Origin of the sequence: Salinivirga sp. (assembly GCF_035268865.1) — a bacterium.
Classification (GTDB): Bacteria; Bacteroidota; Bacteroidia; order Bacteroidales; family Salinivirgaceae; genus Salinivirga.
The window spans coordinates 47,175-59,688 of sequence record NZ_DATFKB010000104.1 but is presented as its reverse complement, the minus strand read 5'-3'; the positions used below and the strand labels follow the sequence as shown (position 1 = coordinate 59,688).

Here is a 12,514-nt window from a genome sequence, read left to right as displayed (position 1 = left end):
TTATAATTCGTATTTAATCTTAATTTTGCAAGTAATGATAAATGCCTAACCGCTTTAATGTTGATTATGATAAAAGTAGAAAAGTTAAATAAATACTATGGTGACCTGCATGTGCTGCGCGATGTCGATTTATATATTAAACAGGGGGAAATAGTCACCATTGTCGGGCCCAGCGGGGCAGGGAAAACAACATTGCTTCAAATTCTGGGTACACTTGACAGGGCAGATAGTGGGGCTGTTTGGTTCGACGAGCAGAATCCCTTTGAATTAAAGCAGCAAGGTCTGTCGCGCTTTCGTAATGATAATATTGGTTTTGTGTTTCAGTTTCATCAGCTGTTGCCCGAATTTAGTGCTTTGGAGAATATTAGCATTCCTGCATTAATTAAAGGGCAAAATATGAAAACTGCCCAGGACAATGCGCAAAAGCTATTAGAAAAGATGGGGCTTACAGATCGCGCAAACCACAAACCATCAGAGTTATCCGGTGGGGAGCAACAGCGCGTTGCCGTAGCTCGCGCCTTAATGAACAGACCAAAAGTAATCTTGGCTGATGAGCCATCGGGAAATCTCGATACTGCTAATAAAGAGTCTTTGCACAAGCTTTTCTTTTCTTTAAGAGATGAGTTTAATCTTACATTTATTATTGTAACCCACGATAAAGAATTGGCTGGTCTTGCTGACCGTATTGTAGAATTGCGTGATGGAGCAATTATAAACCGTCAACCTGCCCAAAGTGGCGCAAAGCCAGAAGAATAGCCGCAACGATGGTTAAAGTGAGTATAACAATACCCGATATTTTATTTATCCACCAAAGTTGCTTAAGTCTGAAGCGGTGCCGGAAAATATTTACAATTGAGGTTAAGCTTATCCACCAACTCATGGCTCCTGCACTTATTCCACCCACCAGTATCAACTGCGATGCAAGGTAGTGATCAGTATCGTGAATACTGAGGGCAGCAATTGTGGCACCGAAAAACAATACGGTTAATGGATTACTTAGCGTAAGAAAAAATACTGAAATAAAATCGCCAAAAATGCCCTGACGTTTATTTCTGGCTCTTCTGCGGATTTGAGTTATCGGGTTTGAAAAGAAAATTTTTGTACCAAGACCTAAAAGCACAATAACACCTAAAATTTGTAGTTCCAATCGGTATTCAAGCAGAAAATTTTTAGTTACAGTTAAACCAAAAATAGCAATAATGGCAAAAACAGTATCGGCAAATGCTGCTCCGAAACCGGAAAGCATTCCATGAAGTCTTCCTTTATTGATGGTTTTTTGAACACACAATACACCAATAGGACCCATAGGTACCGATACAGCAAGGCCAATGACTATGCCTTTTAAAAATAGTATTATTGGAGCTACGGCTTCTTCCATAAATCTTTTAAAAAGATTCAAAAATAATTAAAATTGCACTAAAGAGAAAACTATTTATATAAATGACAAATGAAGCTACCAGACTGTTGATAAAAGAATTGCTTGAAGAGAAATATGAGCAATACAACAGACCCGAATTTATTGAAGATGATCCTATTGCTGTGCCCCATCAATTTTCTCAACAAAACGATATTGAAATTGCAGCATTCCTGGCAGCCACAATAGCCTGGGGACAACGACCCATGATTGTAAAAAAAGGCATGGAGATGATGCAGCTTATGGACTATTCTCCTTTCGAGTTTGTGAAATTTGCCTGTAAGGATGATTTTGCCCGACTGAAAAAATTTATATATCGTACTTTTAAGGATACCGATCTTGTATATTTTATCGGGGCTTTACAAAAACTAATAAACGATTACGGTACGCTTGGAAATAGTTTTAAAAGTTTTTATGAAGAAAAGGGAAATGTGTATGACCTGCTCGTAACGTTTCATTGCCGTTTTTTTCAATATAAAAAACCGGGTCGGACCCAGAAGCATTTGTCTAATCCTGCAAAAGGTTCAGCAGCGAAGCGAATGAATATGATGTTGCGATGGATGGTACGGAACGATAACAGGGGAGTTGATTTTGGCTTGTGGCAGTTTATCAAACCATCGGCCCTGTATTTACCACTCGATGTGCACACAGCCCGTATTAGTCGCAAGTTGGGTATTTTAACCCGCAGATCAAACGATTGGCGAGCGGTGGAAGAGGTTTCAAAAGTACTGCAGGAGTTTGATACGGAAGATCCTGCTAAATATGATTTTGCGCTATTTGGACTGGGCATCTTCGAAAAATTTTAAGCAATGGCTAATCAGTGGTTTCGTTTTAAACAGTTTACAATTAACCAGAATCGTACTGCCATGAAAGTGGGCACTGACGGTGTATTGGTCGGTGCATGGGCAAATGTTTCTGATTCATCGAAAATACTGGATGTGGGTACCGGAACCGGGCTTATCGCAATTATGGCAGCGCAACGCAATGCTACTGCCAGTATCGATGCTATTGAAGTTGATTGCGGGGCGTTTAACCAGGCAAAAGAGAATGTTCAGGCATGTGCCTGGAGTGAACGAATTAATTTGCATTTGATTGACTTCAGGTCTTTTTATGAAAATAGTGCGCAGCGCTTCGACCATATCATTACCAATCCGCCATTTTATAACAGCACCCTGAAACCTGCGCAAAAGGAAAGGGCTGTTGCCCGGCACGATGAATCCCTGGACTTGTCTGGAATAATGGAAGGTGCAGCAGCTTTGTTATACGACATGGGACGGTTATCTATGATCTTGCCAGCAGCCACATTTCCTGATTTGAAAACAATAGCTCAGAAGAATGGTTTCTTTATTTCTGCGCTGACATATGTGAAACCAACCCCCACAAAGGCGCCTCACCGTATTTTAGTCGAGCTTAATCAAACCAAAGCAGCCTGCGAGGTAAATGAGATAATTATTGAAGAATTTGGCCGGCATCAATATAGTGATGCTTATAAGCAACTCACCGGGCCATTTTATCTTTAGTTTACATACTAACAGTGTGTATATTTATTTGAGTTTTAATTAATTGTTAACTACTTATTTTTCAGGCGGGTCAATTTTATTTTTACTATCTTTACCCTAAATCCATTGAATGAACCCAATTTTCATTATACTCGCAATGTTGGCTTTTTGGGAGATATCTGCCGTTACCCCTTTAGATTCATTTCGTATAGCTAATTGTGATGATGACTTTAGCGCTTTGCCTGCTTTAAATGAGGGTGATTTGGTTTTCAGACGGGGAAAAAGCATTGAGAGTTATGTTGTTTTAGCTGCCGATGGTACTGTGAGATATTCTCATATTGGGATAGCACACATTAAAGACGATGGCGGTTGTGTAATTTTGCATGCTGCTCCCGCTGAAAATGAACCTGAAAATACTGTGAAAATGGAGCCTCTGAAGGAGTTTTGGCACTATAAACATGCCTCTGCAGGTGCAGTTTACCGCATAAACCTTAAAGCCTCGCAAAAGAAAAAAATTAGCGGTTACATTGACCGGGTTCATAATGCCAGGGTGGAATTCGATGACGCTTATGATTTGCACGATTCGTCGAGATTATATTGTACTGAATTGGTTCGCAATGCATATCGTGGATGTGGTATTGATATTCTGGCGGGAAACATGGATTCTCTGATCTTTCCCAGGCGAATCCCGATAATATTTCCCGGAACGATATTGAAGAATTCGAAAATTCAACATATTTATTCATTCCCCAATAACTAAATTTATACGTATGAAAAAATTAGCATTTTTATTAACGATTTTGGCAGCAGCTGCTACAATGTTTTTTGCATGTGGTGGCGAAGAAACACCCGGCGATATTACCGAGAAAGTATATTTTAGCCTTGCCGATGGAGAGTACGATTACGTAATCGATAAATTGGATACCAATGGAGATGAGATGACCGATGAAGATCGGGAAAAACTCAAAAAGATACTTGAAATGAGTAAGGGCCAAATTGAGAAAAAGGGCGGAATAAAAACAGTTAGTATCGTAAAAGAAGAAATTTCTGAAGATGGTAAAACCTGTAATGTTCAGGCCGAGGTAGAGTATGGAAATGGAGATAAGGAACCTGCCAATTCCAATTTAGTAATGGTCGACGGCGCCTGGATGCTGACCGTGGGAAAATAATTGAGTGTGAAATTGAGAAGAGACTGGCCTTTAAGTCAGTCTTTTTTTGTTTTTAGCGTAAAAAATATCTTAAAAGCCTTAATTTTGAAGTCAGATCGTTTTATAATTTGAAATGTATTACAAATTTTTATGAAAAAAGCACTTGTTACCGGTGGTGCCGGTTTTGTGGGATCACATTTGTGTGAAAGGCTACTGAATGATGGTTATGAAGTAATTTCTCTTGATAATTATTTTACTGGCGATAAACGTAATATAATGCATTTGATGGACAACCCGTTTTTTGAAGTAGTCAGACACGATGTGACAGCCTCATATTATGCAGAAGTGGATGAAATATACAATTTGGCTTGTCCTGCCTCTCCAATACACTATCAGTATAACCCCATTAAAACAGTAAAAACTTCTGTTATGGGTGCAATCAACATGTTGGGCCTTGCTAAACGCATAAAAGCACCAATACTGCAGGCGTCTACCTCAGAGGTTTACGGTGACCCCCACGTTCATCCACAAACTGAAGATTATTGGGGGCATGTAAATCCTATTGGTCGCAGATCGTGCTATGACGAAGGTAAGCGATGTGCTGAAACGCTGTTTATGGATTACCATATACAAAATAGAGTGCGCATAAAAATTATCAGGATTTTTAATACCTACGGCCCGCGCATGCACCCAAGCGACGGCCGTGTAATATCAAATTTCATTATCCAGGCGCTTCAAAACCAGAATATCACTATTTATGGCGATGGTAGCCAAACTCGCAGCTTCCAGTATGTGGATGATTTGGTTGAAGGTATGATTCGAATGATGAAGACCGATGATGAAATTACCGGACCAATTAATGTGGGCAACCCGGGAGAGTTTACAATAAAAGAACTGGCAGATATGGTAATTGAGATGACCGGTTCTGCGTCAAAAGTTGTGAACCATCCAAAACCCGATGATGATCCTATTCAGAGGCGACCCGATATTTCAAAAGCCCACGAATTACTTAATGGCTGGGAACCTGAAGTTGCCCTCAGACAGGGACTTGAAAAAACAATTACTTATTTTGATAATCTATTGAAATCAGGTAATTTCGATACCTGGTAAAATGGAGCAATTAAAAATTTAAATCACAATAAAATGAAAGGTATTATTCTGGCCGGTGGCGCCGGCACCAGGCTTTATCCTATTACGAAAAGTATCTCAAAACAAATCATTCCGGTTTACGATAAGCCAATGATTTATTACCCCTTGTCGGTACTGATGCTGGCAGGTATAAAAGATATCCTCATAATTTCAACACCCCGTGATTTACCATTGTATCAGAATTTATTTGAAGATGGCAGCCAGTATGGATTAAATATTCAGTATGCAGAGCAACCATCGCCCGATGGCCTCGCTCAGGCTTTTATTATTGGGGATGAATTTATTGGGAATGATCAGGCGTGTCTGATCCTTGGCGATAATATTTTTTATGGATATGGATTTTCAGGCATTTTGCGCAATGCTGTAGAGCGCCAGCAGGGAGCTACTGTTTTTGGTTACTATGTGAAAGATCCGCAACGATATGGGGTGGCAGAATTCGACGAACACGGCCATGTGCTCAGTATTGAGGAGAAGCCGGAAAATCCTAAGTCGAACTATGCGGTTACCGGCTTATATTTTTATGACAATACCGTGGTAGAAAAAGCTAAAGCGTTGAAGCCTTCAGCCAGGGGAGAACTGGAAATTACCGACCTGAACAGAATGTACCTCAAAGAAGGGAAACTTAATGTGGAATTGCTTGGTCGAGGCTTTGCCTGGCTCGATACCGGCACGCATGAGAGCCTGCATAATGCATCTAACTATGTAGAAACCATAGAACAGCGTCAGGGCCTGAAGATTGCCTGCATTGAGGAAATTGCCTATAAAAAAGGATTTATCGACAGAGCGCAATTGTTAAAATTGGCTGAAGAGCTTAAGAAGAACCAGTATGGCGAATATTTATTTGAAGTAGCCAGGAAAAACAGTTAATACATGAAAATTATTGAAACACCCATCTCCGATTTGTTAATTATAGAACCAAAAATATTCGGAGATGAGCGCGGATATTTTTATGAATCATACAATAAGCAAGCCTTTGAGAAGCAGGGTCTTCATTATGACTTTGTGCAGGATAATCAGGCCATGAGTCAGCGAGGCGTATTGCGTGGATTGCATTATCAGCATCCACCTTTCGCGCAAAGTAAGCTTATAAGGGCTATTGAGGGGGAGATAAACGATGTGGCTGTTGATTTACGTAAAGGATCACCAACTTTTGGACGTTGGTTCAGTGTTAAGCTTACTAAAGAAAACCATAAGCAACTTCTGGTTCCAAAAGGGTTTGCACATGGTTATGCAGTATTGAGCGAAACAGCGCTGGTACAATATAAGTGCGATGCCTATTATCATCCCGAAGCTGAAGGAGGAATTAATCCCTTTGATGCCGAACTCAATATCGATTGGGGTATTACATATGATGAAGCACGTTTGAGTGATAAGGATAAAGTGCACCCTGCTTTTAATAAATGTGTCAATAAATTTGAGTTTCATGCCTAAAAAAACAATATTGATTTCTGGTATCAATGGCCAATTAGGACAAAAAGTTAAGGAAGCTCTGCTGCATAACAATCACTTTAATGTAGTGGGTCTTGATATTGATGAACTGGATATTATCTCACGCCGGCAAGTTGAGGAAAAGCTACAGGAGATTCGGCCAGATGTGCTTATTAATTGCTCTGCATATACAGATGTTGATAATGCCGAGAACGAAAAGGAGATGGCACTCAAAGTGAACCAGAAAGGCCCGCTTGTGCTGGCTGAGAAATGTAAAATGTTTGATGTATTTTTAATACATATTTCTACAGATTATGTATTTAGCGGCGAAGGTTTTCGACCGTATATAGAAAACGATCCCATAAGGCCGGTGAATTTTTACGGGGAGACCAAGGCACTGGGCGAAGAATCCATCCAAAAAACATACAGCAATGCCATTATAATACGCACTGCATGGCTATATTCTGAGTATGGTAAAAACTTTGTAAAAACCATGCTGAGGCTGGGCGGGGAGCGTAAGCAACTCGGTGTAATTGATGACCAGGTTGGCAGTCCAACTTATGCAGGTGATTTGGCCGATGCTATTAATGCTATAACGATTCAATATTTAAATGATGATGATTTTGCACGGGGTATATATCATTTTACCAATGAAGGCGTTTGCTCATGGTTCGATTTTGCCCTGAAAATTCAGCAAATCGCAAATAACCGTGTGAAAGTAAACCCGATACCCACCAGTGATTATCCCACACCCGCAAAACGCCCGCATTACAGTGTGCTCGATAAACGAAAAATTAAAAACCAGTTTCATATCGCAATTCCGCATTGGGAAGCAAGTCTTGCAAATTGTATTGAAGTGCTTAAAAAATCAAACTGAGGTAGTGCAGTGTTACTGTATCACAAGTTTTGAATTTTTTACGGCTCCACCAGCGGTGTATGCTTTTACAACATAGATGCCTTTTGCAAGATCTTCTGTGTTAAGTAAATATTGTTTTGTGTGTAGGTTGAGTTGTTTCTCTGGCTTTCCGTTCAAGTTGTAAATTTCTATTCTGCGCAGGTAACTGTCACATGATATTATTACTTTTGAGTCAGATGGCTGGGGATATATGGTTAACCTGGTTTTTGATATTGGTGCTGTGACCGATGTGCTACCGGATAAATAATTCTCTGCTTCATTGATATTCGTGATGATATTTGAAAGGTGAAATCCGGCAGTGAGAATAAACGTCGTAGAAATGGTGTCGCCTGGATTTAAAGTCATGCCTTCTGTACCAACCAGATGTGCCACATCATCACCAGAACTCGAACCCGCTTCTTGTCGCTCATTCGAGAGTGCAAACCACCTCTCTTCGTTTGTGAATCCGTCTGTGATGTCAATACCTTCAGTATCTTCTTTTAGCTCGAAAGCATAGTGATGAAAGGGTTGGTTATGGATTTTAATTCCGGTAAGCATATTGCCTTCCAAAGTGTTTTCACAATATGCAATTTGATTGTTATTGTCAAAGTACATGTGGTTGGTCGTTGCGTTTATTAAATCCCAGTCAAAAAACAAGCCTGCATGGAAGTCATTATAGGTGTTTTCGCTTTTGTTGATGAAGGCATAAGAAATAAATATGGTAGATGTTAATTCCGGATAGTTAACGATACTTATTTTTTGCAAAGTTTTTATTTGCATGAGGCTTGTTTTATTGGTGTCAATCATCACAGCATGAATTGTTAAGCTATCCGTTCCAAAATATGCTGTGTCGGCAATACTCAGCGTTTGTAATCCTGTGGCTCCTATGAAAGTGCTGATTACCTCATTTGTGCTGTTACCATAAATCAATCCGGCCTCCCATACCATATTGGTGTAGTTATCCAGCCAGATGCCGTTACCCTGCAAAGGACTAATTCTATTAAACCCCAGACGCCCATTTGCGGGAACTGTCATGTTTAGCTCCTGGCGGGTGAGGTCAATGTACGACTGATTGGCATAGAATGAGAAATAGCGGTTGTATGATTTTTGGCCGTCATTAATGCGGAATTTTATGGTGATTTTTTCATCGAATGGTATGTCATCATGAAGAATAACAGGCACCTCATTATTTTCTATTGAGAACGATTCGCCAGTATTTAGGATCCCGGCATTCAATGATGTTGTTAACAGAGAAGCAAAATCGGATAGAGACTCAACTTCTATAGAGATGGCGGCACTTTGCAAATGGTTTGTCAATATGCCTCGCATGTGTATTGTATCACCTGCCGCTGTTAATCCATGGGTGTGCATTTCGGTAATGTCAACGCCACTTATCATGGTGTCTGAAAGAGCTTTATAGGCGTCGAGCCTTCCGCTCCCAAGTTTATTGCTATAAATCACGTTTTGGGGAATCGTATCTAAGAAGTAGGTTGAATTAATAATTTGTTGCATTACCTGAAAAGTATTTAGATGGGGCCGCTGATGCCTTACCAGTGCGGCAATTGCACCAACCGATGGTGCAGCATAAGAAGTGCCGGAGCCGCTACTGTAATTGTTGCCGAGGGCTGTTGAATAAATATCCTGACCGGGAGCTGAGAGGTCCACATAATAACCGTAAGATGAGCCTGCCCACTTCTGATCATTTTGATTGGTTGCAGCTACCGAAATTACTTCTTTGTAAGCCGCGGGATAAAATAACTCTTCATTATCGTTATTGCCGGCTGCAGCAACAATTACCATATCTTTATCATAAACAGCATATTCAATAATGTCGCGGGCAAAGGGAGATTCAACCAAACCACCCCATGAGCATACGGCCACATCTACACCATGGTCCGCAGCGTATACAATGCCTTCCCAGGCCGTGTTCAATTCTCCGTTGCTGTTCATAACCTTTATGGGTAGGTAACTAATGTCGCGCCCGGCCCCGGCAATGCCAATATTGTTATTCGCTGCAGCGGCTGCAATACCTGCTACTTTTACCCCATGACCGTTAATATCTGCCTGTGGGTTATTGTTATTTTCACTCAAATCCCATCCATTAAAATTGTCAACAAATCCATCCAGGTCATCGTCTATACCGTTTACAGGATCGGCATAATTGCGATGGACCTTCGTGTTTAAGTCATCGTGCGTAAAATCTGTTCCTGTATCAATAATGCCTATTACGGTGGTGGAATCGCCCTGCTCAATATCCCATGCAGCAAAAGCATTTATTGCACCAAGATAGTACTGCTGACTTATTGAAGGGTCGTTTGTGGTATCGAATAAATATACCGTGGGTTTTTCAACGGCATAAATAATTTCTGGTAGTTGGTTGAGTTGTTTTATGATCTGTATTTGTTCTGTCTTCGAGGCGGTTGAAATGCTGAAGATATTAGCCAACCTGCTTTTATTGCCCTTTTGTGCATTTTTATAGTGGGCTGGAAATAGCGGAACCAACTGAAACTTCTTATTAACCTGACTTAGATTAAAATTTGTGTTTTTTGTTTTAAGTATAACATTATAGTTTTGGGCTAAGCCTGTGCTGGCAAAGAACAAAAAAGTTGCAATCAGTAAGAATGTGAGGTTTTTCATTTTTTCAGCTTTGTCTTATTACTTCAATAACGGAAAACAAGGTGTTAAAGATTAAAAAATTGAAAATTATTCATATTTTTAGCTAAATTATTGACTATATTTGAATTTTATATGGTTAATAATGGACAAATAACCACGAAAATAATTATATTTTTGATTTAAGGTTGTTGAGAGGTCAGGGTTATTTTGGTAAGGCCCATCAACAATTATTGACACGCAAAAACATGGAAGCTATGAATTGCATAATCATTGACGATGATCAGTTATCACGAAAAGTAATTGAAGAATTTGTTAAAAAATCGGAATCATTAGATTTAATCGCATCTTACGATAATGCTATGGATGCCATCCAGGCCTTTAACGGACCCGATAGCATAGATTTAATTTTTCTCGATATTGAAATGCCGGAGATGTCTGGTTTGGATTTCTTGAATACACTTGACAATCCCCCTCAGATAATTATTATTTCAGGTAAAGAAAAATATGCAATTGAAGCTTTTGAGTACGATGTAACAGATTACTTGCTTAAACCAGTCAGTTTACCCCGCTTTATAAAATCTGTAAATAAAGCACAAAAGCGATTCAATAATGCTGCGCAAATTTCAGGTGAAACCAACGACGAAATTTTTATTAAAAAGAAAAATTCTACACTTGTTCGCTTAAATTACAATGATATCATTTATATTGAAGCTTTGGAGAATTATGTAATTGTTGCTACTTATGAGCATCGGTACACTATACACTTCACAATGAAAGCTATAGCAAATAAGCTGCCTGAAAACAAATTTAAAAGGGTTCATCGTTCATATATCATCAATGTAAACAGAGTTGATATGATTGAAGACAATACAGTGATAATGGGTGAAAAAACCGGAACCAAAGTAATTCCAATTGGCAAATCATACCGCGATGGTCTCATGGACGATTTAAACCTCATCTCGAAATAACACTGGTTTCCATAGAAATAGGTTAAAGGAGAGGCTTTGTATATGGATAGTTTATGCATTTTTAAGCTATGTTTAAAGTCGGTTTATTAAGAAGAAGATATACTACTCCCACTGTTTCTATAATGAAATAAAAAGTAAAAAATAAAATTAAGAGAAGATGCTGACTCACCGCCAGCTTTTTTTTGAGCACGTAGCACAGACGAGTACTGATCCATTTGCTATTGAGATTGAAAGTGCTGAGGGTATTTATCTACGTGGAAACAATGGCGAAAAATATATCGATCTGGTATCCGGCGTATCTGTAAGTAATGTGGGGCATGCTCATCCCGAAGTTGTAAAAGCCGTTCAAAACCAGGCAGCCAAACATATGCATTTGATGGTTTATGGCGAGATGATCCAAAGTCCGCAAGTGCGTTATGCCGAATTACTTACTTCGAAATTAGCTGCTCAGCTGAATACCGTTTATTATGTAAATTCAGGTAGTGAGGCAATCGAAGGCGCCATGAAACTGGCAAAACGTGCTACAGGCCGCTCAGGTGTTGTGGCTTTTCGCAATGCATACCATGGCGGTACCCAGGGAGCACTGAGTATACTTGGGGACGAGGTATTAAAAAATGCTTTTCGCCCGCTTTTGCCGGGCATTACACATTTGAATTTTAATGTACCTGAAGAGCTCTCAAAAATAGATAAAACCACGGCATGTGTGGTTGTGGAGCCTGTTCAGGCAGAAGCCGGAATTATAGTGCCAGATACGTCATACATGCAGCAACTAAGGGCGCGTTGCGATGAAGTTGGCGCATTGCTCATCTTTGATGAAATTCAAACCGGGTTCGGAAGAACTGGTAAGCTCTTTGCCCATGAGCATTATGATGTTGTTCCCGATATTATGACCATTGCGAAAAGTATGGGCGGAGGTATGCCCATTGGCGCTTTTGTGGCCGATAAACAGTTGATGAATCAACTCACTTATAACCCGGCGCTCGGTCATATTACAACCTTTGGCGGGCATCCTGTTTCTTGTGCTGCTGCTTTAGCTTCGCTCGAAATTATTTTACGCGATGAGCTTACGCAACGTGCCAATGAAGTGGGAAATATTTTCAGACAAAAAATGAAACACCCCCGCATTAAAAATGTAAGAGGGAAGGGGCTTTTTCTTGCTGTGGATTTAGACGATGTTTTTATCCCTGATTTTATGAAATACGCCGCTGAAAACGGCATAATTTTCGATCCGTTTCTTTTTAATCCGGAGGCTTTTCGTATTGCACCACCACTCATTATTACCAATGAGCAGGCCACTGAAATTGCCGAAAAGCTTCTCGGGTTAATTGATACTTTTGTGAACAAGCATGTCTAGGTAGAATTAAATACTAGAGATTGAATAAAAACGTTATAAAAAA

13 protein-coding genes are annotated in these 12,514 nt (G+C 39.9%); 11 read left to right on the top strand and 2 right to left on the bottom strand.

The features are described 5' to 3' along the window. Window positions 1–66: 66 nt before the first annotated feature. Entirely contained in the window at window positions 67–756 is a 690-nt protein-coding gene (locus VJ937_RS06395) for an ABC transporter ATP-binding protein (RefSeq protein WP_324066062.1), read from the top strand. On the opposite strand, the gene VJ937_RS06390 is transcribed toward VJ937_RS06395, so the two are convergent. Beyond that, window positions 710–1,378 carry a LysE family translocator gene (locus tag VJ937_RS06390; protein ID WP_324066061.1) on the bottom strand — a complete coding sequence of 223 codons (669 nt, stop codon included), beginning with the start codon at window positions 1,376–1,378 and terminating at the stop codon, window positions 710–712. The two genes, VJ937_RS06395 and VJ937_RS06390, sit on opposite strands and share 47 nt — an antisense overlap. 62 nt (window positions 1,379–1,440) lie before the next feature. Here VJ937_RS06390 and VJ937_RS06385 point away from each other — a divergent pair, with 62 nt between their 5' ends. The 8 genes from VJ937_RS06385 to rfbD all read left to right on the top strand — a co-directional run bounded on the left by VJ937_RS06385 (window position 1,441) and on the right by rfbD (window position 7,515). After that, on the top strand, window positions 1,441–2,220 hold the full coding sequence (locus tag VJ937_RS06385; RefSeq protein WP_324066060.1) for a TIGR02757 family protein: 780 nt from the start codon (window positions 1,441–1,443) through the stop codon (window positions 2,218–2,220). A gap of 3 nt (window positions 2,221–2,223) precedes the next feature. Beyond that, entirely contained in the window at window positions 2,224–2,934 is a 711-nt protein-coding gene (locus VJ937_RS06380; protein ID WP_324066059.1) for a tRNA1(Val) (adenine(37)-N6)-methyltransferase, read from the top strand. 109 nt (window positions 2,935–3,043) lie between these two features. Beyond that, window positions 3,044–3,673: a YiiX/YebB-like N1pC/P60 family cysteine hydrolase gene (locus tag VJ937_RS06375; RefSeq protein ID WP_324066058.1), complete on the top strand. Its 630-nt coding sequence runs from the start codon at window positions 3,044–3,046 to the stop codon at window positions 3,671–3,673. A 10-nt stretch (window positions 3,674–3,683) separates the two neighbouring features. Continuing rightward, window positions 3,684–4,082: a DUF4878 domain-containing protein gene (locus VJ937_RS06370; RefSeq protein WP_324066057.1), complete on the top strand. Its 399-nt coding sequence runs from the start codon at window positions 3,684–3,686 to the stop codon at window positions 4,080–4,082. A 129-nt stretch (window positions 4,083–4,211) separates the two neighbouring features. Further along, window positions 4,212–5,171: a UDP-glucuronic acid decarboxylase family protein gene (locus VJ937_RS06365; protein ID WP_324066056.1), complete on the top strand. Its 960-nt coding sequence runs from the start codon at window positions 4,212–4,214 to the stop codon at window positions 5,169–5,171. Between the two features lie 33 nt (window positions 5,172–5,204). Then, entirely contained in the window at window positions 5,205–6,077 is an 873-nt protein-coding gene (gene rfbA, locus VJ937_RS06360; RefSeq protein ID WP_324066055.1) for a glucose-1-phosphate thymidylyltransferase RfbA, read from the top strand. A 3-nt stretch (window positions 6,078–6,080) separates the two neighbouring features. Next, window positions 6,081–6,641 carry a dTDP-4-dehydrorhamnose 3,5-epimerase gene (rfbC, locus tag VJ937_RS06355; RefSeq protein WP_057952567.1) on the top strand — a complete coding sequence of 187 codons (561 nt, stop codon included), beginning with the start codon at window positions 6,081–6,083 and terminating at the stop codon, window positions 6,639–6,641. Next, entirely contained in the window at window positions 6,634–7,515 is an 882-nt protein-coding gene (gene rfbD, locus VJ937_RS06350; RefSeq protein WP_324066054.1) for a dTDP-4-dehydrorhamnose reductase, read from the top strand. Before rfbC ends, rfbD begins: the two co-directional genes overlap by 8 nt. Before the next feature lie 12 nt (window positions 7,516–7,527). Here rfbD and VJ937_RS06345 read toward each other — a convergent pair whose 3' ends face one another. Then, complete coding sequence (locus VJ937_RS06345; protein WP_324066053.1) at window positions 7,528–10,170, bottom strand: S8 family serine peptidase; 2,643 nt, start codon at window positions 10,168–10,170, stop codon at window positions 7,528–7,530. Window positions 10,171–10,403: 233 nt separating this feature from the next. On the opposite strand from VJ937_RS06345, the gene VJ937_RS06340 reads away from it, so the two are divergent. Both VJ937_RS06340 and VJ937_RS06335 read left to right on the top strand, forming a co-directional pair. Next, window positions 10,404–11,117 carry a LytTR family DNA-binding domain-containing protein gene (locus VJ937_RS06340; RefSeq protein WP_324066052.1) on the top strand — a complete coding sequence of 238 codons (714 nt, stop codon included), beginning with the start codon at window positions 10,404–10,406 and terminating at the stop codon, window positions 11,115–11,117. A 157-nt stretch (window positions 11,118–11,274) separates the two neighbouring features. After that, the gene (locus VJ937_RS06335; RefSeq protein ID WP_324066051.1) at window positions 11,275–12,471 is read left to right on the top strand and encodes an aspartate aminotransferase family protein; all 1,197 of its coding nucleotides are present in this window, start codon (window positions 11,275–11,277) and stop codon (window positions 12,469–12,471) included. The last annotated feature ends 43 nt before the right edge of the window (window positions 12,472–12,514 follow it).